Genomic DNA, 25,261 nt, shown 5'->3' on the forward strand with positions numbered 1-25,261 from the left:
GATCATCCTGGCCGCGTTCGTCGGCTACGGCACGGCCTGGTACCTGGGCGCCATCGAGGGCAACTTCGCGCTGCTGCTGTTCATGGCAACCGTGGTGACGGGGCTGTACTGGCTGGCCGAGCGTTTCATCTTCCTGCCGCGCCGCCGCGCCGCGGCCGATGCGCTGCAGCAGCAGGCCGACCAGCGCCGCGCCGATCTGGCCGCGCAGGGCATCACGCAGGTTGATCAGGGCGACCTGGCCACGGCGCGCGAGCGCGTGCTGGCACAGCCCTGGTGGCTGGACTGGACCGCCGGGCTGTTCCCGGTGATCCTGATCGTCTTCATGCTGCGCTCGTTCGTGTTCGAGCCGTTCAAGATTCCTTCGGGTTCGATGATCCCCACCCTGCTGGTGGGTGACCTGATCCTGGTGAACAAGTTCACCTACGGGCTCAAGCTGCCGGTGATCCACACCCGCCTGACCGAGGGCAAGCCCGTGCAGCGCGGCGACGTGGTGGTGTTCCGCTACCCGCCGCAGCCCAGCGTGGACTACATCAAGCGCGTGGTCGGCGTACCGGGCGACGAGGTGTCGTACCTGAACAAGCAGCTGACGGTGAACGGCCAGCCCATGCCGCGCGCGGTGGCCTCGGACTTCTTCGACGAATCGACGATGGAGTACTACAAGCAGTTCGACGAGCAACTGGGCGTGAAAAATCACCGGATCATCGTCGACGACCGCCGACCCGGCTTCGTCGCCGGCGCGTTCGACTTTCAATACAAGGACAATTGCCGCTACAGCGTCGAAGGCGTGAGCTGCAAGGTGCCGGAAGGCCATTACTTCGTGATGGGCGACAACCGCGACAATTCGCTGGATTCGCGCTTCTGGGGCTTCGTGCCCGACGGCAACATCGTCGGCAAGGCCTTCTTCGTCTGGATGAACTTCGGCGATCTCAAGCGCATCGGCGCTTTCAACTGATTCTCTTCACCATCGAGTGGACAAAATGATGCACCAACGTCTGTCGTCGCAGCGCGGCATTTCCTTCATCGGCCTGCTGATCCTGGGCATTGTGCTGGCGTTGCTGGCCATCGTGGGCGCGCGCGTGCTGCCCACGGCGACCGAGTTCATGGCGATCCAGAAGGCCGTGAAGAAGGCCGCTGCCGACGGCGACACCGTGCCCGCGGTGCGCGCCGCCTTCGACCGCACGGCCGCCGTGGACTACATCAGCTCCATTTCCGGCAAGGACCTGGAAATCACCAAGCAGGGTGACAAGGTGGTGGTCGAGTTCGCTTACGACAAGGAAATTCCGCTCGCTGGCCCAGCCTATCTGCTGCTCAAGTACCGCGGCTCGTCGGCGAGTGGCTATAACTGAGTCTCGCCCCCGCTCGGCGCGCCCCGTGAGTGCGCTCGCCAGCCTGCAGGCCTTGCAGGCGCGGCTGCAGTACCCGTTCAAGACGCCGGCCCTGTTGCAGCAGGCGCTGACGCACCGCAGCTATTCGGCCGACCACAACGAGCGCCTGGAATTCCTGGGCGATTCGGTGCTGGGTTTGGCCGTGGCGCACATGCTGTATGAGGCGCTGGGCAGCGGGGCCGAAGGCGATCTGTCGCGCCTGCGTGCGCACCTGGTGCGGCAGGACAGCCTGCACCGTCTGGCGCTGGAACTGGATCTGTCGCCGCTGCTGCGCCTGGGTGAGGGCGAGATGCGCTCGGGCGGCCAGCGCCGCCCCTCCATCCTGGCCGATGCGCTGGAGGCCATCATCGGCGCCGTGTACCTCGATGGCGGCCCGGCTGCAGCCGATGCGCTGGTGCGCCGGCTGTTCGAGCGGGTCGAGATTTCTCCCGCCATGTCCGCCGCCGCCAAGGACGCCAAGACCGCCTTGCAGGAATGGCTGCAGGGGCGCAAGATGGCGCTGCCGCAGTACGAGGTGACGCAGATCCTGGGGGCCGCGCACCGCCAGACGTTCGAGGTGGCGTGCCGGGTGCCGCAGCTCGATCTGGAAGCGCTGGGCCAGGGCGTTTCGCGCCGTGCCGCCGAGCAGGCGGCGGCCGCCACCATGCTGCAGATGCTGGAATCGAACGCCACATGAATACTCCTGAAAACAGAGCTGCCGGCGCTGATCCGGCGCCGCCTGACGGCCGAAATGATGCTGAACCCCTGAGCGCCGAGCCGGTGCAGCGCTGCGGCCTGATCGCCATCGTCGGCAAACCCAACGTCGGCAAATCCACGCTGCTGAATGCGCTGGTGGGCCAGAAGATCAGCATCACCAGTCGCAAGGCGCAGACCACGCGCCACCGCATCACCGGCATCCGCACGCTGACCAACGAGCAGGGTGGCGGCACGCAGTTCGTGTTCGTCGACACGCCGGGCTTCCAGACCAAGCACTCGGCGGCGCTGAACAAGTCGCTCAACAAGACGGTGCTGGGCGCCATCGACGGTGTCGACCTGATCCTGTTCGTGGTCGAGGCCGGCAGCTTCACGCTGGGCGATGCCAAGGTGCTGTCGCTGCTCAGGGCGGGCACGCCCGCCATCCTGGTGGCCAACAAGCTCGACACCGTGCACCGCCGCGCCGAGGTGGCGCCCTGGCTGCGCGACATGCAGGAGCGCCACCCGTTCGCCGAATTCGTGCCCATGTCGGCCAAGCAGCCGAAGGACGTGCGCAGGCTGCTGCAGATTTGCGAGCGCTACCTGCCCGAGCAACCTTGGTGGTACAGCGATGACGAGCTGACCGACCGCAGCGAGAAGTTCCTGGCCAGCGAGGTGGTGCGCGAGAAGCTGTTCCGCCTGACGGGCGACGAGCTGCCTTACACCTCCACCGTGGTGATCGACCAGTTCAAGGAAGAAAAGAGCAGGGCGCACGGCCGCATGGTGCGCATTGCCGCCACCATCGTGGTCGAGCGCGACGGCCACAAGGCCATGGTGATCGGCGAGAAGGGCGAGCGCCTCAAGCGCATCGGCACCGAGGCGCGGCAGGAGCTGGAAAAGCTGATGGACTGCAAGGTGTTCATCGAGCTGTGGGTGAAGGTGCGCAGCGGCTGGGCCGACGACGAGGCGCGCGTGCGCAGCTTCGGCTATGAATGAGCCGCGCCATCCATCCGGCACGGTTTTATTTTGATAGCTGCTTGCGCCTGCTATATAAGGGTTTCAGATATAAAACTATCTGAAATCCTTATGAATCAGGCGCAAGAAGCTATGTTTTTGCAATGCTGGCCGACGAGGCCAGCTTTCCCACCCACCCATGAAACGCGTCGCGCACGAGCCCGCCTACGTGCTGCACCATTACGACTGGAGCGAATCCAGCGTCATCGTCGAGGCCTTCACACGCGCGCATGGCCGCGTGGCGCTGGTGGCCAAGGGGGCCAAGCGGCCCTCGTCCAACTTCCGCCCGGTATTGCTGCCGTTGCAGCCCTTGTCGCTCAGCTGGGGCGGCGACGCCGAAATCCGCACGCTGAAAAGCGCCGAATGGGGTGGCGGCCAGGTCATGCCCACCGGTGAAGCGCTGCTGTCGGGTTATTACGCCAACGAACTGCTGCTGCGCCTGCTGGCGCGCGAGGACGCGCACCCGCGCCTGTTCGACGCCTACGCCGCACTGGTGCAGGTGCTGGCGTCGGAGCATGCCGAGCCGCTGGTGGCCGCCGCGCTGCGCGCCTTCGAACTGCTGCTGCTGCGCGAGACCGGCCACCTGCCCGCGCTGGATGCGCAGACGCTCACCTTCGCGCCGCTGGCTGCCGAGGCGTCATACCGCCTGGTGGCCGAAGGCGGCCTGCGCGCGGCACACGACGAGGATGACAGCTGGTTGATGGGCAGCCATTGGCAGGCGCTGGCTGCGGCGATGGACGACGCGGCGCCGTTCCTGGCGACGCTGCACGCCGTGGCCGGCCTGCCGGCCGACGCGCGCACCCGCCTGCGCCAGCAGCTGCGCGCGCTGCTCCACTACCATTGCGGCGTCGGCACGCTGCGCACGCGGCAGCTGATGATGGATCTGCAGAGCCTGTCGTGAACACCACCACCCCCAAACCCAGCTGTCGGTCAACGTCAACAAGGTCGCCCTGGTGCGCAACACGCGCCACCTGGGCATTCCCAGCGTCACCCGCGCGGCCGAGCTGTGCCTGCAGGCCGGCGCGCACGGCATCACCGTGCACCCGCGGCCCGACGAGCGCCACATCCGTGCCGCCGACGTGCATGAACTCGCCGCGCTGATGCAGCGCTGGCCCGGCCGCGAATACAACATCGAGGGCAACCCGACGCAGAACCTGATGGCCTTCATCCGCGACGTGCGTCCGAACCAGGCCACCTTCGTGCCCGACAGCGAAGACCAGTTCACCAGCGACCACGGCTGGCAGCTGGACGATGCAGCCGTGCGCGCGCGCGTCAAGCCCCTGGTGGCCGAATGCCGCAGCCTGGGCGTGCGCGTCAGCCTGTTCATGGACCCGGCGCCGGCGCTGATGGCCTGGGCCGCCGAGGTCGGTGCCGACCGCGTCGAGCTGTACACCGAGCCCTATGCCGCCGCGCACGCCGATCCGGCCGTACGCCGGCAGCAACTCATCGCCTACGGCGGCGCCGCGCAGGCCGCGCTGACCAATGGCCTGGGCGTCAACGCCGGGCACGACCTGAACCGCGACAACCTCACCGACTTCCTGCGCGCCGTGCCCGGCGTGGCCGAGGTGTCGATCGGCCATGCGCTGATCGCCGACGCGCTGGAGCTGGGCTACGCCGCCACGGTGCGCGACTACCTGCGCTGCATCGACGCGGCCTTCGCGGCGGCTTAGATGCTCTACGTCACCGCCTTCCCGCACCTCAGCGCGGCCGACGAGCGCACCATCGACGCCGTGCGGCGCGCGCACGATCCGCAGGCAGCGCTGCTCGGCCCGCATGTCACCCTGGTGTTCGCGCAGTCGGTGGCCGAGGGGCCGGCGCTGTCGCAACTGCGCGAGGTGGCCGCCACGCTGTGGCCGTGCGATGCGGTGTTTCGCCGCGCCATGCCGTGGTGGACGGGGCAGGGCGCAGCCCACGTGCTGCTGTTGCCCGACGAGGGCCTGAGCACGCTGGGCCGCTGGCACGACAGCCTGCACCGGCCCGGCAGCCTGTTCGCCGGCGCGCGGCGGGCCGACCGGCCTTTCGTGCCGCACATCACCCTGGCCGCCGTGGCCAGCGAGCGTGCGGCGCGCGAAATTGCCGACGACTGGAACGCGCGCCGCATCGTCATCCGCGCCGTGTTCAATGCGCTGGTGCTGGGCCAGCTGGAGGAGGCCGTCCCGCGCTTCGAGCTGCTGGCGCGCGTGCCGCTGGAGATGCCGGGATGATCCACGGCATCGGCACCGACATCTGCGACATCCGCCGCATCCGTGCCAGCTTCGAGCGGCATGGCGAGCGCTTCGCGCAGAAGATCCTGAGCGAGACCGAGCTGGCCGTGTGGCGCCGCCGCAGCGCACGCTGGCCCGAGCGCGGCCTGCGCTACCTGGCCACGCGCTTTTCGGCCAAGGAGGCGTTCAGCAAGGCCATTGGCCTGGGCATGCGCCTGCCCATGCACTGGCGCCTGTGCGAGATCGCCAACCGCCCCAGCGGCGAGCCGATGATCGTGTTGCACGGCGGGCTGAAGGAGTGGTTCGAGGCGCAGGGCCTGGCCGCGCACATCAGCGTGACCGACGAGAGCGAGTACGCGGCCAGCTTCTGCGTGGTGGAGAAGCTGCCGCGCTGACGGTGGGCTGATTCGCCGCATACTTGGATGCCTTGAACAGCCGGACGCAGAGGACGCAAAAATGCAGGAAACCCTTTTATTGGTTTTCTTCTGCGCTTTCTGCGAAATCTTTGCGTCCTCTGCGTCCGGCTGTTCAGGCTGTCGAAGCTCACCCCACCTGAACCCATGATGCAGCACGCCCCCTGATCATCGACATCGCTGGCACCGAGCTGACCGACGACGACCGCCGCCGCCTGGCGCATCCGCTGGTGGGCGGGCTGATTCTGTTCGGGCGCAACTGGCAGGGCCGCGCGCAGCTCACGGCGCTCTGCGCCAGCGTCAAGCGGCTGCGGCCCGACCTGCTGATCTGCGTCGACCACGAAGGCGGCCGCGTGCAGCGCTTTCGCACCGATGGCTTCACCCACCTGCCGCCCATGCGCGCGCTGGGCGAGCTGTGGATGCACGATGCCATGCGCGCACAGGACGCCGCCACCGCCTGCGGCTATGTGCTGGCGGCCGAGCTGCGGGCCTGCGGCGTCGATTTCTCGTTCACGCCCGTGCTGGATCTCGACTGGGGTCCCAGCGGCGTCATCGGCGACCGCGCCTTCCACGCCGACGCGCGCGTCGTCGCCATGCTGGCCAAGAGCGTGATGCACGGCCTGCTGCGCGCCGGCATGGGCAATTGCGGCAAGCACTTTCCCGGCCATGGTTTCGTCGCCGCCGATTCGCACACCGACCTGCCGCGCGACCGCCGCTCGCTCAAGGCCATCCTGGCCGACGATGCCGCGCCCTATGGCTGGCTGGGCATGTCGCTCGATGCGGTGATGGCCGCGCACGTCGTATACCCCAAGGTCGATTCACACCCCGCCGGCTATTCGGCCCGCTGGCTGCAGGCCGTGCTGCGCCAGCGCCTGGGCTTTGGTGGCGCCATTTTCACCGACGACCTGAGCATGGAAGCCGCGCGCCACATTGAGGGCCGCACCGTGACACCGACCGAGGCCGTGCTGGCCGCGCTGCACGCCGGCTGCGACCTGGCGCTGCTGTGCAACCAGTCGCTGGGCGCCGGCAGCGTGCTCGACGACGCCATCGACGGCCTGGCCGAGGCACAGATCAAGGGCGCTTGGGCGCCCTCCGGCGCCAGCGACGCCCGCCGCCGCGCGCTGCTGCCCCGGCAAGCCGCGGCGGATTGGGGTACCCTGATGCGCGCGACCGACTATCTGCACGCGCTCGCGCTGCTGCCTTAAGGCCGGCTGAGGCGGCTGAACTTTCGACCCGACGCATGGTCTGACGGAGCATGAACGGTATGTCTTTCCATCAATTGCCTTCTTCCTCGCCCGCTGCCGGCGGTGGGCTGGGGCGCGTGATGAGCGTGGTGCTCGGCCTGCTGGTGTGGGCCATGCTGGCCATGCTGGGCCTGGTGTTCGCCGCCAGCCTGGCGATCTGGCTGGTGGTGATGGTCGTCGTCAGCCTGATCAGCAGCCTGTTCACCGGCCGGCCCGCCGCCGTCACCGTGCTGTGGCGCCGCTACCGCGAGATGACGCGCCAGCGCTGGCCGCAGCAGCACCCCGGCAGCGCCACGCCGCGCGCCGACGCGGCCGATGTGACGGGTGCATCGGTGCCCACGCGCGTGCAGGACGTGCACTGGCGCGAGGTGCCGGCCGCACCCAAGGCGCCGGCACCGCGGCAGCAACCTTGATGCTTCTTTATTGATAGCTGCCAGCGCTTGTGGGACGGGCGCTTCAGCCACTTTTCGCTTGAATTCTGGGTGCTGGCATCTTGCTGCCGGCAAGGTGCGTGGCGGCTCGGCTAAGATGATCCGGCAGCCCTGTGGCAGTGTGCGGCAGGGCGCATCGCCTGACAACGACACCGGAGACACCGCCATGGCCGACCAAGCCAGCGCCTTCATCGCGGCGCGCGACTTCCTGCTGCAGCACCGCACCGACTACGCCACCGCCTACCGCGACTTCCGCTGGCCGCAGCTGGGCCCGTTCAACTGGGCGCTCGACTACTTCGACCCCATGGCGCGCGGCAACGAACCCACGGCCCTGCACATCGTGGGCGAGGACGGCAGCGAGGTGAAGCGCAGCTTTGCGCAACTCAGCGAACGCTCCGACCAGGTCGCCAACTGGCTGCGTACCCAGGGCGTGCGCCGCGGCGACCGCGTGCTGCTGATGCTGGGCAACGAGCTGGCGCTGTGGGAGCTGATGCTGGCCTGCATCAAGCTCGGCGCGGTGATGATCCCGGCCACCATGCTGCTCACGCCCGACGATCTGCAGGACCGGCTGGAGCGCGGCAACGTGCGCCACGTGGTGGTGGCCAGCGAGCACGCCGCCAAGTTTGCCGCGCTGCCCGGCAGCTACACCCGCATTGCCGTCGGCGCGTCGGTGGCAGGCTGGCTGAGCTTCGACGACAGCGGCAGCGTGCCCGCCACCTTTGCACCCGATGGCCCGACGCAGGCCACCGACCCGCTGCTGCTGTATTTCACCAGCGGCACAACCAGCAAGCCCAAGCTGGTGCTGCACACGCACCAGAGCTACCCGGTGGGTCACCTCAGCACCATGTACTGGATCGGCCTGCAGCCGGGCGACGTGCACCTCAACATCAGCTCGCCCGGCTGGGCCAAGCATGCGTGGAGCTGCTTCTTCGCGCCCTGGAACGCGGGCGCCACCATCTTCATCTTCAACTACGCGCGCTTCTCGGCCGCGGCGCTGCTGGGCGTGCTGCAGAAGTACAAGGTCACCAGCCTGTGCGCGCCGCCCACCGTGTGGCGCATGCTGATCCAGGAAGACCTGGCGCCCTGGCGCAGCAGGCTGGCACTGCGCGAGGTGATCGGCGCTGGCGAGCCGCTCAACCCCGAGATCATTGACCAGTTGCAGAACGCCTGGGGCCTGACCCTGCGCGACGGCTTCGGCCAGACCGAGACCACGGCGCAGATCGGCAACCCGCCCGGCCAGCCCGTCAAGCCCGGCAGCATGGGGCGCCCGCTTCCCGGCTACGAGGTGGTGCTGCTCGACATCGACGAACATCCGTCCGACGAGGGCGAGGTGTCGCTGAACCTGGCGGTGCGCCCGCTGGGCCTGATGGAGGCCTACGAGGACAGCCCCGAGAAGACCGCGGAAGTGATGCGCAACGGCTGCTACCGCACCGGCGACACCGCCACGCGCGACGCCGACGGCTACATCACCTTCGTCGGCCGCGCCGACGACGTGTTCAAGGCCAGCGACTACCGCATCAGCCCGTTCGAGCTGGAAAGCTGCCTGATCGAGCACCCGGCGGTGACCGAAGTCGCCATCGTGCCCAGCCCCGACCCGGTGCGTCTGGCCGTGCCCAAGGCCTTCGTCACCCTGATGCCGGGCGAGCACCCCAGCGCCGAACTGGCTGAGGCCATCTTGGCCTTCTCGCGCGAGCGCCTGGCGCCCTACAAGCGCGTGCGGCGCATCCAGTTCGTCACCGAACTGCCCAAGACCATCAGCGGCAAGATCCGCCGCGTGCAGATGCGCAGGGCAGAGCATGAGCGCAGCGAGGCCACGCCGGGCGGGGAGTTCGAGTACTTCGAAGAGGACTTTCCGGCGCTGAAAGGCTGATGGGCCAGCGCACCGGCGCATCCCGCAGGGGCTGGTCAGCCGCAGGAGCCGCCGCGCTATGCTCCGTTCATGATCCAACGCGTCCTCGACGCCTTCGTCCGCGCGCTCGGCCACGCGCTGCTGCCGCGCGTGATCGGCATGACATTGCTGCCGCTGGCGGTGATGACTGTCGTGGCGCTGGGGCTGGGCTATTTCTTCTGGAGCGGCGCGGTCGAATGGATGCGCGCGGCGCTGGCCAGTTGGTCGGTGGTCGGCTGGCTGGATGACCGCCTGCAGGTGGGCTGGCCGGGTGGGCTGGCGGCGCTGCTGGCGCCGTTCGCATTGGTGGCGCTGGCCACGCCGGTGATCGTGCTGACCTCGCTGGTGCTGGTGTCGACGCTGATGACGCCGACGCTGGCGCGCATAGTGGCCGAGCGGCGCTTTCCGGCGCTGCGGCGGCAGGGCGGGGCGTCGCTGGCGGCGTCCATCGGCTGGTCGGCCGGCTCGCTGCTGGTGGCGGTGGTGGCGCTGATTGTGAGCCTGCCGCTGTGGCTGATTCCGCCGCTGGTGCTGCTGTTGCCGCCGCTGATCTGGGGCTGGCTGACCTACCGCGTGATGAGCTTCGATGCCTTGGCCGACTACGCCAGCAGCGCCGAGCGCGCGGCCGTCTTCAAGGCCCACCGCTGGCCCCTGCTGGCCATGGGCATTGCCACCGGCTACATGGGCGCGGCGCCCGGCATCGTGTGGGCCTCGGGCGTGTTGTTTGCGGCGCTGTTCGTGGTGCTGGTGCCGCTGGCGATCTGGATCTACACCTTCGTGTTCGTGTTCTCGTCGCTGTGGTTCGCGCATTACTGCTTGGATGCGCTGGTGCAGCTGCGCGCCGTGCAGCCGGTGCCGCCGCCCGCACCGCCACCCGCGGGGCGCTGCCACCGGCCGATGCCCGCACTTCCATCACCGATGTTCCCTGGCGCGATGCAAACCGTTCAAGCTGAATCCTCCCGTGTGCCGTCGTTCGGCCTCATCATCGTCGGCGACGAAATCCTCTCCGGCAAGCGCGCCGACAAGCACCTGGCCAATGTGATCGAGCTGCTGGGCGCACGCGGCCTGCCGCTGGCCTGGGCGCAGTACGTGGGTGACGAGCCGGCGCGCATCACGGCGACGCTGCGGCACGCGCTCGCCTCGGGCGACGTGGTGTTCTGCACCGGCGGCATCGGCGCCACGCCCGACGACCACACGCGCCAGTGCGCCGCCGCCGCGCTGGGCGTGCCGCTGGCGCTGCACCCCGAGGCGAAGCGCCTGATCCTGCAGCGACTGCAGGCCGTGGCCGAGCAGGAGGGTGTGCCGTGGGAACCCGAGCGCGCCGACAACCTGCACCGGCTGAACATGGGCGTGTTCCCCGAAGGGGCGGGCATCGTGCCCAACCCTTACAACCAGATCCCGGGTTTCAGCGTTGCGGGGCCTGCGGGGGTGCTATTTATTGCGTACCGGGCTTTCCAGTCATGGCCTGGCCGATGATCGAATGGGCGCTGGACACGCATTGGTCGCATTGCTTTCGCCAGCGCGCTTGGCAAGAGCGCTCGGTCATCATCTTCGGCGGCGCGGAGGCCGAGCTGTCGCCGGTGATGGAACGCGTCGAGGCCGAGCACCCCGGCGTGAAGGTGTTCAGCCTGCCCAGCGTCGACCACCCGCAGCACGGCCGACACATCGAGCTGGGCGTGAAAGGCGCCGCCGAGGCGGTGCCGGCGGCCTATGCCAACCTGCGCGCCTGGCTGCTGCCCTACCAGCTGCGCTATGGCCCCGAACTGGTGCGTCCTTGAGTTCCCGTGTTTGGTGCATGCCGCACGAATGCACCAAGATGGGGTGCGCGTGCCCGGCAGATTCGCGGCCGTGCGCCGGCAGCGTGCTCAGGAACAGGCAAAATCGCGTGCATGACGACCGTGGCCGGCCGTTGCGGGGCGCCGCAGCGTTGGCATGGAAGCTGCATTTCCCACGCCGTTACCCTTTCAAACCACCCACCCCGCTTAGGAGAACCTGATGGCCAAGTCCGTCGCCGACGTCATGAAACTCGTCAAGGAAAACGAGTGCAAGTTCGTCGATTTCCGCTTCACCGACACCCGTGGCAAGGAGCAGCACGTGAGCGTGCCGGCGTCGCACTTCGACGAGGACAAGTTCAGCGAAGGCCACGCCTTCGACGGCTCGTCGATCGCCGGCTGGAAGGGCATCGAGGCCTCCGACATGCTGCTGATGCCCGACCCCGGCACGGCCTACATCGACCCGTTCTACGAAGAGCCCACGCTGGTGCTGACCTGCGACGTGCTGGAGCCGGGCGACGGCAAGGCCTATGAGCGCGATCCGCGCTCGCTGGCCAAGCGCGCCGAGGCGTATCTCAAGGCCAGCGGCATCGGCGACACCGCCTACTTCGGCCCCGAGCCCGAGTTCTTCGTCTTCGACGGCGTGCGCTGGAGCACCGAGCCCGGCCACAGCTTCTACCAGATCGAGGAATACGAGGCGCCCTGGAACACCGGCGCCAAGCTGGAAGGCGGCAACCGCGGCCACCGGCCGACCACCAAGGGCGGCTACTTCCCGTGGCCCCGGTCGACAGCACGCACGACATGCGCGCCGAGATGGTGCTGATCCTCGAAGCACTGGGCGTGCCGGTCGAGGTGTTCCACCACGAGGTGGCGGGCGCCGGCCAGATGGAGATCGGCACCAAGTTCTCGACGCTGGTGGAACGCGCCGACTGGACGCAGCGCCTGAAGTATGTGGTGTGGAACGTGGCCGACAGCTACGGCAAGACGGCCACCTTCATGCCCAAGCCCTACCACGGCGACAACGGCAGCGGCATGCACGTGCACCAGTCGATCTGGAAGGGCGGCAAGAACCTGTTCGCGGGCAAGGGCTACGCGGGCCTGTCGGACACGGCGCTGTACTACATCGGCGGCATCATCAAGCACGCCCGCGCGCTGAACGCCATCACCAACCCCACCACCAACAGCTACAAGCGCCTGGTGCCGCACTTCGAGGCGCCGGTGAAGCTGGCCTACTCCAGCCGCAACCGCTCGGCCTCGATCCGCATCCCGCACGTGGCCAGCGACAAGGCACGCCGCATCGAGGCGCGCTTCCCCGATCCGATGGCCAACCCCTACCTGTGCTTCTCGGCGCTGCTGATGGCCGGCCTGGATGGCATCGAGAACAAGATCCATCCCGGCGAGGCCGCCACCAAGGACCTGTACCACCTGCCGCCCGAAGAGGACAAGCTGGTGCCCACCGTGTGCCACAGCCTCGACCAGGCGCTGGAAGAGCTGGACAAGGACCGCGCCTTCCTGACCAAGGGCGGCGTGTTCACCGACAACTGGATCGACGCCTTCATCGAGCTGAAGATGACCGAGGTCAACCGCATCCGCGTGCAGGTCAACCCGGCCGAATACGACATGTACTACTCGCTGTGATCTGATCACAACGATTGCAGTCGAATCGGGCGAAAAGGGCGACTTTGGTCGCCCTTTTTCCTTGTGGGGCGGGAACATGGCGTGGTCAAGCGGGTCTATTTGCTCGATACTTAATGCTTTAAGACGCGTGCCGGCCCCGGCCGCCGCGTGAACACCACCGACATGAAACCTCTCCTGCTGACTTCCTGTCTCTGCCTGGCCGCCGGCTTGCTGGCGGGCGCGGCGGCGCCCGCGTCGGCCCAGGACCGCATCTACCGCTGCGGCAACGAATACACCAACCAGATCAAGGGCCGCAGCGACTGCAAGCTCGTCGAAGGCGGCAACGTGACCGTGGTGCGCGGCACCGCGCCCGCAGCAGCGCCGGCCGCACCGGCGCCAACGCCCGTCACGCGCAGCGCCGCGGCGGCGCCGCGCACGGCCAGCGCGCCGCCGTCGGCCCCGCGCATTGACACGCCCGAGCAGCGTGCGCGCGATTCCGACGCCAAGGCCATCCTCGAGCAGGAACTGCGCCGCGCCGAGGCCAAGCAGGCCGAGCTGGTGAAGGAATACAACAACGGCGAGCCCGACAAGATCGGCGGCGAGGCGCGCAACTACCAGAAGTACCTGGACCGCGTGGCCGAGATGAAGGCCTCGATCGCCCGCAACCAGAGCGACATCGACGGCCTGAAGCGCGAGCTGTCGCGGCTGCGCTGAGCGCGCCGCGCGGCCGCCGGAGCCGCGGCGGCCACCCTGCGCAGAATGCTTCGATATTGATAGCTGCTGGCGCTTGCTGCACAAGCGCTGGGGCCTGATTTGGTATAAATGGCGCAGCGACGGCCCACGGACGGGCACGCCGCTTGCATTGGTTATCACACCATGCCCGCCGCCCACCGATCTTCCCGCACCCGCCTTCAGGCGCTCGATCTGCTGGTCACCCCCGTGGCCGTGGTGGACGCGGGCGGCGTGGTGCGCTTTGCCAACGCCGCGCTCGAAGACGCCGTGGGCCTGCCGTCGCGCAGCATCGAGGGCACGGCGCTGACGCATTACTTTGCCGACGCGGCCGCGTTTCAGCACGCGCTGGAGGGCGCGCACGGCAACCAGTTTGCGGCGCTGCGCTACGAGGCCCAGCTGCGCCGCCTGGGTGGCGAGCCGTGGCCGGTGCACGCCATCGTGGCGCAGACCGAAGCCAAGGGCGAGCTGATCGTCGAGCTGGTGCCGCTGGAGCAGCAGGCGCGCCAGGAGCGCGAGGAGCGCGCCGCCAACCAGGCGCGCGCGCACAAGGAGCTGTTCCGCAACCTGGCGCACGAGATCAAGAACCCGCTGGGCGGCATCCGCGGCGCCGCGCAGCTGCTGGAGATGGAGATCGACAGCCGCGAGCTGCGCGAATACACGCAGGTCATCATCCGCGAGGCCGACCGCCTGCAGCAGCTGGTGGACCGCCTGCTGGCGCCGCACCGCCGCCCGCAGGTGGTGGGCGACGTGAACATCCACGAGGTGTGCGAGCGCGTGCGCGCGCTGATCGCCGCCGAGTTCCCGCGCGGGCTGGCGGTGCGGCGCGACTACGACATCTCGATTCCCGACTTCCGCGGCGACCGCGAGCAACTCATCCAGGCGCTGCTCAACATCGTGCACAACGCCGCGCAGGCGCTGGGCCAGCGCATCGCGCAGGGCGACGCCGAGATCGTGCTGCGCACGCGCGTGGCGCGGCAGATCACCATCGGCAAGCAGCGCTGCCGCCTGGCACTGGACTTGCATGTCATCGACAACGGGCCCGGCGTGCCGGAGGCGATCAAGGACCGCGTGTTCGACCCCCTGGTGTCGGGCCGCGAGGGTGGCAGCGGCCTGGGGCTGACCCTGGCGCAGACCTTCGTGCAGCAGCACCACGGCGTGATCGAACTGGACAGCCGGCCCGGACGAACGGACTTCCGTATCCTGATCCCGCTGCCTTGAGCGCGGGGCAGGGTGGTTCGAAATTGATAGTGGCTTGCGCTTGCCAGACAATGATTTCAAGCCAAATGAATCTGAAATCGGCCTACAGCAAGCGCAAGCAGCTATGATTTTGATGCAGCAAGCCGTGCGGCAATGAACAACCGGGAACACTGATGAAACCCATCTGGATCGTGGACGATGACCAGTCCATCCGCTTCGTGCTGGAGAAGGCGCTGTCGCGCGAATCGCTGGCCACGCGCTCGTTCACCAACCCGCGCGAGGTGCTGAACGCGCTGGAGGACGAGGCCGAACCGCCGCAGGTGCTGGTCAGCGACATCCGCATGCCGGGCGGCAGCGGGCTCGACCTGCTGGGCCAGGTGAAGCAGCGCCTGCCGGGCCTGCCGGTGATCATCATGACGGCCTTCTCCGACCTCGACAGCGCCGTGTCGGCCTTCCAGGGCGGCGCCTTCGAATACCTGCCCAAGCCGTTCGACATCCCCAAGGCGGTCGAGCTGATCCACCGCGCCGTGGCCGAGAGCCAGCGCGAGGAGGTCGCCGCCGAGCAGCAGACTGTGGCGCCCGAGATGCTGGGCCAGGCCCCGGCCATGCAGGACGTGTTCCGCGCCATCGGCCGGCTGTCGCAGAGCAACGTCACGGTGCTGATCACCGGCGAATCGGGCAGCGGCAAGGAGCTGGTGGCGCGCGCGCTGCACAAGCATTCGCCGCGCGCCGGCGGGCCGTTCGTGGCCATCAACACGGCGGCGATTCCCAAGGATTTGCTGGAGAGCGAGCTGTTCGGCCACGAGCGCGGCGCCTTCACCGGCGCGCAGACCATGCGGCGCGGCCGCTTCGAGCAGGCCGACGGCGGCACGCTGTTCCTCGACGAGATCGGCGACATGCCGTTCGATCTGCAGACGCGGCTGCTGCGCGTGCTGTCCGACGGCCAGTTCTACCGCGTCGGCGGCCACAGCGCCGTGAAGACCAACGCGCGCGTGATCGCCGCCACGCACCAGAACCTGGAGCAGCGGGTGAAGGACGGCAGCTTCCGCGAAGACCTGTTCCACCGCCTGAACGTGATTCGCCTGCGCCTGCCGCCGCTGCGCGAGCGGCGTGCCGACGTGCCCGCGCTGGCGCGGCATTTTCTGCAGCAGAGCGCGCGACAGCTGGGCGTGGAGCCCAAGCGCTTTGCCGACGCGGCGCTGGCGCGGCTGGCGGGGTTCGACTTTCCGGGCAACGTGCGCCAGTTGGAGAACATCTGCCACTGGCTGACGGTGATGGCCCCGGCGCAGGTCATCGAGTTCAAGGATCTGCCGCCCGAGGTGCTGGGCGCCGCGCAGCTTCCCGTGGCCGACAGGGCACTGGAAACTATCGAAACCATAGCTGCCAGCGCCGTATCCATGACGATGGAGGCTGATTTTGCTGCGATATCTCAGGCGCCGGTCGAGCCGCTCGACACGGGCGCCTTGCCGGCACCCGTTCCGCCCGCCGCGCCGGACGGCTGGCCGCAAGGCCTGCGGGCCGAGGCCATGCGCCTGCTGGCCAGCGGCCAGCCCGGCGTGTGGGACCAGCTGATGCACCAGGTCGAAACCCAGCTCATCGAAGCCGCGCTGGTCACCACCCGCGGCCGGCGCATCGAGGCGGCGCAAAGGCTCGGCATCGGCCGCAACACCATCACGCGCAAGATCCAGGAACTGGGCCTCGACGACGAGCCGGCGTGAATTCGGCCGGAGGCATCCTGCCGGGCAGGCGGTGGTGCGGCCCCGCGCAAACGGTGGAATAGTTCACGCCAGCCAGATGGGCCCTGCCGGTCGCCGTCTGGATGCAGGGCACAATGGGATTCGAACCAAAGAGCACGACAGTACTTTTTCGCATCCGCCATGCCTGTTTCAGCCCTGCGGCTCCTGTTCGGAAACCGGAGCCCAGCCAACCCGCCCGCCGCATCTCGGCCTGCCGAGCGCGCATCGGCGCCCGTGATTCGACTGGGCGCCGCGGCCGTGGTCAAGCTGCCCCTGGCGCTGCCGCCCGTGCCCACCCAGGTGGTGGCGCCTGCACGCCCGCCGGTGGTGGAGACCGACGTCGCAGGATGGCTGCGCACGCTGGAGCTGGCCCGCCTCGATGCCCTGCACCACCAGGGCGACGACCTGTTCCAGCTGATCGCCCGCATGGCGGCGCAGGTGTGCGATGCGCCCATTGCCGCCGTCACGCTGCTGGACGACCACACGCAATGGCTGCAGGGCAGCTTTGGCCTGGAGGTCGCCTTCATGCCGCTGGAGCTGTCGTTCTGCCAGCACGCGTTGCATTCGCCCTACCACATGACGGTGATCCAGGACGCGCTGAACGATCCGCGCGTCGCCATGCACCCCATGGTCCTCGGCGAGCCGGGCCTGCGCTTCTACGCTGGCGCGCCGCTGGTGACCCCGCAAGGTCTGGTCATGGGCACCGTGTGCGTGCTCGACACCAAGCCACGCACGCTGACCCCGGCGCAGAACCAGACGCTGTGCAACCTGGCCGAAGCTGTCATGCGGCTGCTGCTGTTGCGCGCCCCGGCGGACGAGGCCCAGGCGCTGGCGCTGTCGCCGCGTGCGGCCTGAGCGGCGCCGCGGCGCCTTCAGCCCAGTAGTTCCACCGTCACCGGCGCGTGGTCGCTCGGCTTGGGCCACTTGCGCGGCGTGCGGTCGATGCTGCAGGCGCTGACCAGCGGCACCAGCGGTTCGCTGACCAGGATGTGGTCGATGCGCAGGCCGCGGTTCTTCTGGTAGCCGAGCATGCGGTAGTCCCACCACGAATAGCTCTTCTCCGGCTGCTCGAACAGGCGGAAGGCATCGGTGAGGCCCAGGCCGAGCAGCGCCTTGAAGTGCTCCCGCTCCTCAGTCGTGTGGTGGATCGTCTCGGCCAGCCCCACCGGGTCGTAGCTGTCGCGGTCTTCCGGCGCGATGTTGAAGTCGCCCAGCAGCACCAGGCGCGGGTGCGCCGCCAGCTCCTCGCGCAGCCAGTCACGCAGGCCGCGCAGCCAGCTCATCTTGTAGTCGAACTTGTCGGTGCCCGGCGCTTGGCCGTTGACGAAATAGCCGTTGACGATGCGCAGCGGCCCGCCCGGCGCATCCACGGTGCCGGCAATCACGCGTGAGTTCTCGTCGCTGAAACCGACAATGTTGCGTCCCACGTCGGCCACCGGCGTGCGCGACAGCAGGGCCACGCCGTTGTATGTCTTCTGCCCGAACACGGCGGATTCGTAGCCGATCTCGCGCAGCATCCGAGCGGAAACTTGTCGTCCGTCATCTTCAGTTCCTGCAGCGCCAGCACGTCGACCGGGTTGGCGGCCAGCCAGTCCAGCACGTGCTGCAGGCGGGCGGTGAGGGAGTTGACGTTCCAGGTGGTGATGCGCATCTCAGCCACCTTGCCCGGCCGTGAGGCGCGCGAGGGCCTCGCGCTTGCCCAATTGGCGAATGGAGGCGATGCGCTCGAGCTGCGCGGCGCGCGGATGCGCCTTGCCGGATTCCCACTTGTAGACCGACAGCGCGGACGCGCCTAGCAATTGCGCCATCTGCACCTGCGACAGCCCCAGCCGCGCCCGCTGGGCCGCGAAGCCCTCGGCGCTGAAGCGCAGCTGGCGCCCCGAAGGCGCCTCGGCAGCGGGCGCTGCCGCCGGCAGTTGGCCGATGGCCTTCTCATGGGTCTTGAGCTGCGCGCGCAAGGCCTTGACTTCGCGCTTGAGCGCGGCAATTTCGGAACGATGGGTGGTGGTGACCTTTCGCAGGGCGAGCAACTCATCCTTGAGTTCCTTGCGCGCGACCCGGGCGATCTCGGATTTGAGGGCGTTGGCGAGTGGATTCATGGGGGTCGATCGTACGCTGAGCCATCACCCCAGGCCGAAGTCGCGCCTGCGTGGCCGCACGGCCTGGGTGCGGCGAACACCCGCGCTCACCGTCTTCTGACGTCGATCGGGCAAGTTTCTGGCAATGACTACACGCGCGTCATGAACGTGCCGCCTCGCGCCAGCGCAGCGCCTCCACCACCAGGCTGAACGCCGGCGAAGGCTGGCGGCGGCTGGGGTAGTAGAGGTGGTAGCCGTCGAATGGCGGGCACCAGTCCTGCAGCACGCGCACCAGGCTGCCATCCTGAAGGTGCGGCGACAGCTCGTCCTCAGGCAGCAGCGTCAGGCCCAGGCCCGCCAGCGCGGCGTCAATCTGCGGTGGCGTGGTGTTGAAGATCAGCGGCCCGTCGACCCGCACGTTCACCCGTTGGCCGCGGCGTGCGAAATCCCACACGTACAACCCGCCCGAGCTGACCATGCGCTGATTGATGCAGCGGTGCACCGTCAGATCCTGCGGCGCGCGCGGCTTGCCGTGTTCGGCAAAGTAGGCCGGCGAGCCGACCACCGCCATGCGCAGCGGCGGGCCGATAGGCACGGCGATCATGTCCTTGTCGATGGTTTGCCCCATGCGCACGCCGGCGTCGAAGCGATCGGCCACGATGTCACGAAAGCCGTAGTGCATGTCCAGTTCCAGCGTGATGTCCGGATATTCGCGCACCAGCGGCAGCAGTTTGGGCAGCAGGATCGAGTTCAGCGGCCCCTCGCCGGCGGTGATGCGCACCAGGCCGGCGGGCTTGTCGCGCAATTCGGTGAGTGCGTCGAGTTCGGCTTCGATCTCGTCGAAGCGGTGGCCGATGGCCTTGGCCAGCCGCTCGCCCGCCACCGTGGGTGCCACGCTGCGCGTGGTGCGCGTCAGCAGGCGAATCTGCAGGCGCTCCTCCAGCCCGCGCACGGCCTGGCTGAGCGCCGATTGGGTGACGCCCAGTGCGGCGGCGGCGCGCGTGAAGCTGCCCTCGCGCGCCACGGTCACGAAGGCCAGCAGGTCATTGAGGTTGCGGCGTGCCATGGCGTTGATTATCAAGAAAAACTAATAAGCTGAATAAGCATTCATCATCTAGTCAGGGCTTCGCCGCGCGCCCAGAATTCCTCCCATCGGCCCTTCGGGCGCCGCACGACAGGAGTTCACCCATGACCCCCACCATGTCCCGCCGCCGCGCCCTGCAAGGCGCCGCCTCGTTCACCGCCGCCGCCGCGACGGCGCTGCAGGCCACGTCCGCGGGCGCCCAGACCCACTCTGCAGGAGCGCGCACCATGACCCGGCACTGGGACAAAGTCTTCCCGAAAAGCTCCCGCGTCGATCACCGCAAGATCACGTTCGGCAACCGCTACGGCATCACCGTCGCTGCCGACCTCTAACAGCCCAAGGGCGCGGCGGGCAGCAAGCGCCCGGCGCTGGTGATCAGCGGCCCGTTCGGCGCGGTCAAGGAGCAGGTGGCCGGGCTGTACGCACAGACGCTGGCCGAACGCGGTTTCGTCACGCTGGCGTTCGACCCGTCCTTCACGGGCGAAAGCGGCGGCGTGGTGCGCAACGTGGCCTCGCCCGACATCTTCACCGAGGACTTCAGCGCCGCCGTCGATGCCATCGGCCTGCTGCCGGGGTGGACCGCACCCGCATCGGCGCCATCGGCATCTGCGGCCTGAGCGGCATGGCGCTGACGGCCGCGTCGGCCGATTCGCGCATCAAGGCCGTGGCCACCTCGGCCATGTACGACATGTCGCGCAGCATGAGCCGTGCGCACCAGGATAGCTACACGCGCGCCCAGCGCCAGCAGGTCATCGACTACCTGAGCCAGCAGCGCTGGGCCGATGCCGAGAGCGGCCAGCCCGCGCTGGGCCTGCACGAAGTGCCTTTCGATGAACAAGGCCGCATCGTTAAGGGCACGCGCGTGCTGCCGGAGAAGCTGCCGCCCGAAGCCGACCCGGTGCTCACCGCTTTCTTCAATTACTACCGCACCCGGCGCGGCTTTCACCCGCGCTCGATCAACTCCACCACCGCCTGGACGGCGACCACGCCCATGGCCTTCTTCGGCTTTCCGCTGGCGGCCCACATCGACATGATCGCGCCGCGCCCGATCCTGCTGGTGACGGGCGACAAGGCGCACTCGCGCTACTACTCCGACGATGTGTACCAAGCCGCCACCGGGCCGAAGGAGTTGCTGGTGGTGCCGGACGCCGACCACGTGGATCTGTACGACAACCTGGCCAGGATTCCGTTCGACCGACTGGACACCTTCTTCAAGCAGAGCCTGGCATGAACGCGCGCGACATCTTCGAGCGCGAGCGGGCCGGCGAGGTGATCGCCATCACCGACCCCGACTACGCGAAGATCGCCGCCCTGATCACCGAGGCGCAGCAGATCGTCGCCGAGATGAACACCGGCTACCGCAGCCCCGCAGACATGCGGGCGCTGTTCGAGCGCCTGACGGGCGTGCCGGTCGATGCGTCGTTCTGGTTGATGCAGCCGTTCTACACCGACTTCGGCAAGAACATCCGCGTCGGCCGCAACGTGTTCGTCAACCACGCCTGCGAATTCATGGACCGCGGCGGCATCACGATCGGCTACGACGTGCTGATCGGGCCCAAGGTCAACCTGGTCACCATCAACCATCCGCTGGATCCGGCCAGGCGCCGCGCCACCTATTGCGCACCCATCGTCATCGAACGCGGCGCCTGGCTGGGCGCGGCGGTGTCGGTGATGCCGGGCGTGACGATTGGCGAAAATGCCGTGGTGGCCGCCAACGCGGTGGTGACGAAAGACGTGCCCCCAACGCCATCGTGGGCGGTGTGCCGGCCCGCTTCATCCGCTGGATCGAGCCCGGAGAAGACCCGCCCGCCGCGATGCACGCAGCAACATGAATACGACAACAGCCCAGCCCAAGATCACCCGGCGCCGTGCGCTGGCGGCTGGCGTGGGGCTGCTGCTCGGCCCGCCCGCGCGCGCCACACAGGAGCGAAGCATGTGGATGACCATCGGTGAGCAGCGCTATGCCGTCGCGCTCGAAGACAACCCCGCCGCGCGCGCCCTGGGTGCGCTGCTGCCGCTCTCGCTCGACATGGCGGAGCTGAACGGCAACGAGAAGCACGCCCGCCTGCCGCGTGCCTTGCCCGCCAACGCCAGTCGCATCGGCACCATCCGCGCCGGCGACGTGCTGCTCTACGGCGACGACACGCTGGTCGTGTTCTACGAGGACTTGTCCTCCAGCTACCGCTATACCCGCATTGGCCGGGTGCAGCAGCCCGGCGGGCTGGCCCAGGCGCTGGGGCCGGTGCAGGCGCGTGTCCGCTTCACCGCACCCTGATCCACCTTCCACACGAAAGACCCATCATGATGAACGTCAAGGCCTATGGTGCCCATGCCGGGCAAGCGCCACTGCAGCCGCTCGACATCACGCGCCGCACCCCGGGGCGCACGACGTGCAGATCGACATCGCCTTTTGCGGCGTGTGCCATTCCGACATCCATCAGGTGCGCTCGGAATGGGCCGGCACCCTGTACCCGTGCGTGCCGGGGCACGAAATCGTGGGGCGCGTCTCGGCCGTCGGGCCGGGCGTGCTCGGCTTCCAGGTGGGCGATCTGGTCGGCGTCGGCTGCATCGTCGATTCGTGCAAGACCTGCGCCGACTGCCACGACGGGCTGGAGAACTACTGCGACCACATGGTCGGCACCTACAACGGCCCCACGCCCGACGCGCCGGGCCACACGCTGGGCGGCTACTCGCAGAAGATCGTGGTGCACGAACGCTATGTGCTGCGCGTGCGCCATGCTGAAAGCGACCTTGCGGCCGTGGCGCCGCTGCTGTGCGCGGGCATCACCACCTATTCGCCGCTGCGCCATTGGAAGGTCGGCCCGGGTCACCAGGTGGGCGTGGTCGGCATCGGCGGGCTGGGGCACATGGGCATCAAGCTCGCGAAGGCCATGGGCGCGCGGGTGGTGGCCTTCACCACGTCCGAATCAAGCGCGCGGCGGCGCGGGCGCTGGGCGCCGACGAGGTGGTCGTCTCGCGCCATGTTGATGAAATGGCCGCGCATGCGCAGAGCCTGGACTTCATCCTCAACACCGTCGCGGCGCCGCACGACCTCGACCCGTTCTTCGCGCTGCTCAAACGCGACGGCGTGATGACGCTGGTCGGCGCCCCGGCCACGCCGCACCCATCGCCCGGCGTGTTCAACCTGATCACCAAGCGCCGCAGCCTGGCCGGCTCGATGATCGGCGGCATCCCGGAAACGCAGGAAATGCTGGACTTCTGCGCGCAGCACGGCATCGTGGCCGACATCGAGATGATCCGCGCCGACCAGATCAACGACGCCTACGAGCGCATGATCCGGGGCGACGTGAAATACCGCTTCGTCATCGATACCCGAACACTGGCATAGGCCAGCGCTGCGCCCGTCGATCCGCGGCGCGCTGAGTTCTCTTCCGAGCGTTCAATGACAGGAACTGCCCACGGCCTGTTCAAGATGGTCGGCGCAGGGTTCTTCAGGCGCCCGATGGCCCGGGGTAGCTGATCTGACCGTCGGCACCGATTTGCGCGCCGGCCGTCAGGTGCGCTGCCTCGATCCGGCCCTCCATGATGTGCCGCACGTCCTCGCCCGCTGCCAGCAGGTGGTCGGCGATGATGCGGCGGTGGCAGCGCCACCAGACGGCTTCGGAACACATGACGGCGCAGTGCTCGCGCTGGCCTTTGGTGCGCAGTTCGGCCAGGCCTTCGCGAAAGGCGGGTTGCAGCGCGTAGTCGGCGTAGTTGTGAAAGCTGCGGTGGTCCCAGAAGCCGTTCACCTCCGGCGCCACGTTGCGCTGCAGGCTGCGGCGCCCGCCCAGGCTGGCCATGGCTTCGTAGGCGATGCCGTGCGGCGCCAGCGCAGCGGGCAGCACGTCCTGGTTGAACTGCGGGTTGGTGCGCGAGCGTGGAATGGTGCGCACGTCGATCAGGCGCGTGACCTTGGCCGCCTTCAGGCGCGCGGCCAGTTCGTCGACGGACAGTGTGGAATGGCCGATGGTGAAGTAGGGCAGGCGCGCCGGCATGGCGCTACTGGGCGACGTGGTGCAGCGCCGCCCCTTGTGCACCGCGACGTGATCGGTCTTGTCGCTCTTGATTTCGTACTGCGGGTCGTCGGCGCTGGCGTGGTGCGTGTAGCCCTTCCAGTCGAAGTCCTGCTGGTGCACCTTGGTGATGTGCCCGCTCACGTGGCCGGCTTCGGAGTTCCAGCGCACGTGGTCGCCAACCTTGAATGACGCTTTGGCCATGACGCACTCCTTGTGTCGAATGGCGTGAAAGGCCATTGTGGGCGGCCTGCGCGCCCGACACGGGTGAAGGGTCAATCGCCGGTGCGACCGCTTCTGCGCCAGGTGACGAAGGCCAGGGGCTGGCCGTTGGCGGCGGCGATCTCTTCGCGCGCGACCTCGTGCCATTCGGGGCCGATGGCGGGGGCGAAGGCGTCGCCGTCGACCTCGGCGTCGATTTCGGTCACCACCAGTTCATCGGCCAGGGGCAGGGCCTGGGCGTAGATTTGCGCGCCGCCGATGACCCAGACCTGTTCGGAATTCTCACATTGTTGTAGCGCCTCGCGCAGGCTGGGTACGCGTTGGGCGCCGTTTTCTTGCCAATCTTTCTGCCGCGTGACGACGATGTTGGTGCGGCCGGGCAGGGGCGGAACCTGGGCGGGATCGAGTCCCAGGTCCTGCGCCCCATGATGACCGGGTGGCTCAGCGTGGTGCGCTTGAAGTGGGCCAAGTCTTCTGGCAGATGCCAGGGCATGACGCCATCCTTGCCGATGACGCGATTGCGCGCCTGCGCCCAGATGAGGCCGATGCGGGGGCGTGTCATGCGGCGAGCTTTGCGCGGCGGCCGCGACCTGTGCGGCGCTGACGCGCGCCTCGGCCTCCAGCGTGGGCGCGTAGCCGACGGGGATGCGCGGCGCGCCCAGCCGGGCGACTTTGGCGCCGGTCTCCTCGGCCACCGTGGCCGCGATCTCGGCGCCGAAGCCGGCCACGCGGATGGCCTCGTGCGCCACCAGCAGGCGGCCCGTCTTGGCCACGCTGGCCAGCACGGCGGCCTTGTCCCACGGCCAGATGGTGCGCAGGTCGATCACCTCGGCCTGCACGCCTTGCGTGGCCAGCTGCTCGGCGGCGTCCAGGCAGGACTGCATCTGCCGCGACCAGCTGACGATAGTCACGTCGCTGCCTTCGCGCGCCACGCGCGCCTTGCCCAGCGGCACGACTTCGCCGGGCGTCACGGGGCCGGGCGTGGCCCACAGTTCCTTGTGCTCCATGTAGACGACCGGGTCGCCCGAGGCCAGCGCGGCCAGCAGCAGGCCGTGGTTGTCGGCGGGTGTGGAAGGCGTGACGACGACCAGCCCCGGAATGTGCGCGAACCACGCCTCCAGCGACTGGCTGTGCTGCGCGGCGGACGATGACCAGATGCCGATGGGCATGCGCATCACCATGGGCACGCGGCCCTGGCCGCCGAACATGTAGCGGTTCTTGGCAGCCTGGTTGACGACTTCGTCGATGGCGCACAGCGCGAAGTCGACCACGCGCAGTTCCACCACTGGCTTGCAGCCGGCCAGCGCCATGCCCACGGCGGCGCCGACGATGGTGCTTTCTGAAATCGGCGTGTCGATGATGCGATCGGCACCGAAGCGCTGCACCAGCGGCGCACCGGCTTCATCGCGGTACTGGCCGAACACGCCGCCTCTTCCCAGGTCTTCGCCCAGGGCGATGACGTGCGGGTCGGCTTCCATGGCCTGCGACAGCGCGAGCGCGGCGGCCTGGGCGTAAGTCATCTCAAGTTTCATGGGGTTCATACGGTCCAGGTTGCA

Annotated in this window: 22 protein-coding genes and 9 pseudogenes; 24 read left to right on the forward strand and 7 right to left on the reverse strand. The window is 68.4% G+C overall.

All coding sequences use genetic code 11. The features are described 5' to 3' along the window. The first annotated feature begins 82 nt into the window (after nucleotides 1–82). The 18 genes and pseudogenes from lepB (at nucleotide 83) to H0I39_RS16625 (ending at nucleotide 17,160) form a co-directional block, all read left to right on the forward strand. Entirely contained in the window at nucleotides 83–952 is an 870-nt protein-coding gene (gene lepB / locus H0I39_RS16540; RefSeq protein ID WP_257646216.1) for a signal peptidase I, read from the forward strand. Nucleotides 953–980: 28 nt separating this feature from the next. Continuing rightward, complete coding sequence (locus tag H0I39_RS16545) at nucleotides 981–1,346, forward strand: DUF4845 domain-containing protein (protein WP_373368311.1); 366 nt, start codon at nucleotides 981–983, stop codon at nucleotides 1,344–1,346. Between the two features lie 25 nt (nucleotides 1,347–1,371). Next, nucleotides 1,372–2,061: a ribonuclease III gene (rnc, locus tag H0I39_RS16550; RefSeq protein WP_180551216.1), complete on the forward strand. Its 690-nt coding sequence runs from the start codon at nucleotides 1,372–1,374 to the stop codon at nucleotides 2,059–2,061. After that, complete coding sequence (gene era / locus H0I39_RS16555) at nucleotides 2,058–3,053, forward strand: GTPase Era (RefSeq protein ID WP_180551217.1); 996 nt, start codon at nucleotides 2,058–2,060, stop codon at nucleotides 3,051–3,053. The genes rnc and era overlap by 4 nt, the downstream gene beginning before the upstream one ends. Before the next feature lie 157 nt (nucleotides 3,054–3,210). After that, nucleotides 3,211–3,972, forward strand: a complete 762-nt coding sequence (recO, locus tag H0I39_RS16560) for a DNA repair protein RecO (RefSeq protein ID WP_180551218.1) — start codon at nucleotides 3,211–3,213, stop codon at nucleotides 3,970–3,972. Continuing rightward, complete coding sequence (locus H0I39_RS16565; RefSeq protein WP_180551850.1) at nucleotides 3,953–4,741, forward strand: pyridoxine 5'-phosphate synthase; 789 nt, start codon at nucleotides 3,953–3,955, stop codon at nucleotides 4,739–4,741. The genes recO and H0I39_RS16565 overlap by 20 nt, the downstream gene beginning before the upstream one ends. Beyond that, complete coding sequence (locus tag H0I39_RS16570) at nucleotides 4,742–5,275, forward strand: 2'-5' RNA ligase family protein (RefSeq protein WP_180551219.1); 534 nt, start codon at nucleotides 4,742–4,744, stop codon at nucleotides 5,273–5,275. Beyond that, nucleotides 5,272–5,670, forward strand: coding sequence for a holo-ACP synthase (acpS, locus tag H0I39_RS16575; RefSeq protein ID WP_180551220.1), 399 nt, complete (start codon nucleotides 5,272–5,274; stop codon nucleotides 5,668–5,670). Before H0I39_RS16570 ends, acpS begins: the two co-directional genes overlap by 4 nt. A 182-nt stretch (nucleotides 5,671–5,852) precedes the next feature. Continuing rightward, entirely contained in the window at nucleotides 5,853–6,893 is a 1,041-nt protein-coding gene (nagZ, locus tag H0I39_RS16580) for a beta-N-acetylhexosaminidase (protein WP_180551851.1), read from the forward strand. A 50-nt stretch (nucleotides 6,894–6,943) separates the two neighbouring features. Then, complete coding sequence (locus tag H0I39_RS16585) at nucleotides 6,944–7,345, forward strand: hypothetical protein (RefSeq protein WP_180551221.1); 402 nt, start codon at nucleotides 6,944–6,946, stop codon at nucleotides 7,343–7,345. Nucleotides 7,346–7,529: 184 nt separating this feature from the next. After that, nucleotides 7,530–9,233 (forward strand): AMP-binding protein, encoded by a 1,704-nt coding sequence (locus H0I39_RS16590; protein ID WP_180551222.1) that lies wholly within the window; start codon nucleotides 7,530–7,532, stop codon nucleotides 9,231–9,233. 138 nt (nucleotides 9,234–9,371) lie between these two features. Next, nucleotides 9,372–9,899, forward strand: a pseudogene (locus H0I39_RS16595) (EI24 domain-containing protein); the annotation flags it as partial. A 285-nt stretch (nucleotides 9,900–10,184) separates the two neighbouring features. After that, nucleotides 10,185–11,029, forward strand: a pseudogene (locus H0I39_RS16600) (competence/damage-inducible protein A). A 241-nt stretch (nucleotides 11,030–11,270) separates the two neighbouring features. Continuing rightward, a pseudogene (gene glnA, locus H0I39_RS16605) lies at nucleotides 11,271–12,661 on the forward strand (type I glutamate--ammonia ligase). Between the two features lie 162 nt (nucleotides 12,662–12,823). Next, complete coding sequence (locus tag H0I39_RS16610) at nucleotides 12,824–13,354, forward strand: hypothetical protein (RefSeq protein ID WP_180551223.1); 531 nt, start codon at nucleotides 12,824–12,826, stop codon at nucleotides 13,352–13,354. 162 nt (nucleotides 13,355–13,516) lie between these two features. Beyond that, the gene (glnL, locus tag H0I39_RS16615; protein WP_257645848.1) at nucleotides 13,517–14,590 is read left to right on the forward strand and encodes a nitrogen regulation protein NR(II); all 1,074 of its coding nucleotides are present in this window, start codon (nucleotides 13,517–13,519) and stop codon (nucleotides 14,588–14,590) included. A gap of 152 nt (nucleotides 14,591–14,742) precedes the next feature. After that, entirely contained in the window at nucleotides 14,743–16,287 is a 1,545-nt protein-coding gene (gene ntrC / locus H0I39_RS16620; protein ID WP_180551225.1) for a nitrogen regulation protein NR(I), read from the forward strand. A gap of 276 nt (nucleotides 16,288–16,563) precedes the next feature. Then, nucleotides 16,564–17,160, forward strand: a complete 597-nt coding sequence (locus H0I39_RS16625; protein WP_180551226.1) for a GAF domain-containing protein — start codon at nucleotides 16,564–16,566, stop codon at nucleotides 17,158–17,160. A 17-nt stretch (nucleotides 17,161–17,177) separates the two neighbouring features. On the opposite strand, the pseudogene xth reads toward H0I39_RS16625, so the two are convergent. From xth to H0I39_RS16640, 3 genes and pseudogenes are all read right to left on the reverse strand, one after another. Continuing rightward, nucleotides 17,178–17,956, reverse strand: a pseudogene (gene xth, locus H0I39_RS16630) (exodeoxyribonuclease III). 1 nt (nucleotide 17,957) lies between these two features. After that, complete coding sequence (locus tag H0I39_RS16635; protein WP_180551227.1) at nucleotides 17,958–18,404, reverse strand: helix-turn-helix domain-containing protein; 447 nt, start codon at nucleotides 18,402–18,404, stop codon at nucleotides 17,958–17,960. A 139-nt stretch (nucleotides 18,405–18,543) separates the two neighbouring features. Next, entirely contained in the window at nucleotides 18,544–19,449 is a 906-nt protein-coding gene (locus H0I39_RS16640) for a LysR family transcriptional regulator (RefSeq protein ID WP_180551228.1), read from the reverse strand. Between the two features lie 122 nt (nucleotides 19,450–19,571). Between H0I39_RS16640 and H0I39_RS22580 the strand changes: the two genes are divergently transcribed. The 6 genes and pseudogenes from H0I39_RS22580 (at nucleotide 19,572) to H0I39_RS16660 (ending at nucleotide 22,816) form a co-directional block, all read left to right on the forward strand. Then, entirely contained in the window at nucleotides 19,572–19,799 is a 228-nt protein-coding gene (locus H0I39_RS22580; RefSeq protein WP_257645849.1) for a hypothetical protein, read from the forward strand. Nucleotides 19,800–19,838: 39 nt separating this feature from the next. After that, a complete protein-coding gene (locus tag H0I39_RS22585) occupies nucleotides 19,839–20,084 on the forward strand; it encodes an alpha/beta hydrolase (protein WP_257645850.1) in 246 nt (81 codons plus the stop codon). After that, nucleotides 20,042–20,698: an alpha/beta hydrolase gene (locus H0I39_RS16645; RefSeq protein WP_257645851.1), complete on the forward strand. Its 657-nt coding sequence runs from the start codon at nucleotides 20,042–20,044 to the stop codon at nucleotides 20,696–20,698. Before H0I39_RS22585 ends, H0I39_RS16645 begins: the two co-directional genes overlap by 43 nt. After that, nucleotides 20,695–21,299 (forward strand): annotated as a pseudogene (locus H0I39_RS16650) (DapH/DapD/GlmU-related protein). Before H0I39_RS16645 ends, H0I39_RS16650 begins: the two are co-directional and overlap by 4 nt. Before the next feature lie 101 nt (nucleotides 21,300–21,400). Next, entirely contained in the window at nucleotides 21,401–21,742 is a 342-nt protein-coding gene (locus H0I39_RS16655) for a cyclophilin-like fold protein (protein ID WP_180551852.1), read from the forward strand. A gap of 29 nt (nucleotides 21,743–21,771) precedes the next feature. Further along, nucleotides 21,772–22,816, forward strand: a pseudogene (locus H0I39_RS16660) (NAD(P)-dependent alcohol dehydrogenase). A gap of 103 nt (nucleotides 22,817–22,919) precedes the next feature. Here H0I39_RS16660 and H0I39_RS16665 read toward each other — a convergent pair. The 4 genes and pseudogenes from H0I39_RS16665 to H0I39_RS16675 all read right to left on the reverse strand — a co-directional run. Further along, nucleotides 22,920–23,465 carry a DUF488 domain-containing protein gene (locus tag H0I39_RS16665; RefSeq protein ID WP_257646220.1) on the reverse strand — a complete coding sequence of 182 codons (546 nt, stop codon included), beginning with the start codon at nucleotides 23,463–23,465 and terminating at the stop codon, nucleotides 22,920–22,922. A 27-nt stretch (nucleotides 23,466–23,492) separates the two neighbouring features. Continuing rightward, nucleotides 23,493–23,687 (reverse strand): annotated as a pseudogene (locus H0I39_RS22590) (hypervirulence associated TUDOR domain-containing protein); the annotation flags it as partial. A 71-nt stretch (nucleotides 23,688–23,758) separates the two neighbouring features. Next, a pseudogene (locus H0I39_RS16670) lies at nucleotides 23,759–24,267 on the reverse strand (dihydrofolate reductase). A gap of 10 nt (nucleotides 24,268–24,277) precedes the next feature. Then, a pseudogene (locus H0I39_RS16675) lies at nucleotides 24,278–25,237 on the reverse strand (alpha-ketoacid dehydrogenase subunit beta); the annotation flags it as partial. Nucleotides 25,238–25,261 lie beyond the last annotated feature (24 nt).

The organism is Ottowia beijingensis (assembly GCF_013423955.1).
GTDB lineage: Bacteria > Pseudomonadota > Gammaproteobacteria > Burkholderiales > Burkholderiaceae_C > Ottowia > Ottowia beijingensis.

Bases quoted from the DNA above. Each gene is read 5' to 3' on its own strand.
- lepB (WP_257646216.1), top strand. From the start codon at position 83: ATGGCAACCGTGGTGACGGGGCTGTACTGGCTGGCCGAGCGTTTCATC.
- H0I39_RS16545 (WP_373368311.1), top strand. From the start codon at position 981: ATGCACCAACGTCTGTCGTCGCAGCGCGGCATTTCCTTCATCGGCCTG.
- era (WP_180551217.1), top strand. From the start codon at position 2,058: ATGAATACTCCTGAAAACAGAGCTGCCGGCGCTGATCCGGCGCCGCCT.
- recO (WP_180551218.1), top strand. From the start codon at position 3,211: ATGAAACGCGTCGCGCACGAGCCCGCCTACGTGCTGCACCATTACGAC.
- H0I39_RS16570 (WP_180551219.1), top strand. From the start codon at position 4,742: ATGCTCTACGTCACCGCCTTCCCGCACCTCAGCGCGGCCGACGAGCGC.
- acpS (WP_180551220.1), top strand. From the start codon at position 5,272: ATGATCCACGGCATCGGCACCGACATCTGCGACATCCGCCGCATCCGT.
- H0I39_RS16585 (WP_180551221.1), top strand. From the start codon at position 6,944: ATGAACGGTATGTCTTTCCATCAATTGCCTTCTTCCTCGCCCGCTGCC.
- H0I39_RS16590 (WP_180551222.1), top strand. From the start codon at position 7,530: ATGGCCGACCAAGCCAGCGCCTTCATCGCGGCGCGCGACTTCCTGCTG.
- H0I39_RS16610 (WP_180551223.1), top strand. From the start codon at position 12,824: ATGAAACCTCTCCTGCTGACTTCCTGTCTCTGCCTGGCCGCCGGCTTG.
- glnL (WP_257645848.1), top strand. From the start codon at position 13,517: ATGCCCGCCGCCCACCGATCTTCCCGCACCCGCCTTCAGGCGCTCGAT.
- ntrC (WP_180551225.1), top strand. From the start codon at position 14,743: ATGAAACCCATCTGGATCGTGGACGATGACCAGTCCATCCGCTTCGTG.
- H0I39_RS16635 (WP_180551227.1), bottom strand. From the start codon at position 18,404: ATGAATCCACTCGCCAACGCCCTCAAATCCGAGATCGCCCGGGTCGCG.
- H0I39_RS16640 (WP_180551228.1), bottom strand. From the start codon at position 19,449: ATGGCACGCCGCAACCTCAATGACCTGCTGGCCTTCGTGACCGTGGCG.
- H0I39_RS22580 (WP_257645849.1), top strand. From the start codon at position 19,572: ATGACCCCCACCATGTCCCGCCGCCGCGCCCTGCAAGGCGCCGCCTCG.
- H0I39_RS16655 (WP_180551852.1), top strand. From the start codon at position 21,401: ATGTGGATGACCATCGGTGAGCAGCGCTATGCCGTCGCGCTCGAAGAC.
- H0I39_RS16665 (WP_257646220.1), bottom strand. From the start codon at position 23,465: ATGCCGGCGCGCCTGCCCTACTTCACCATCGGCCATTCCACACTGTCC.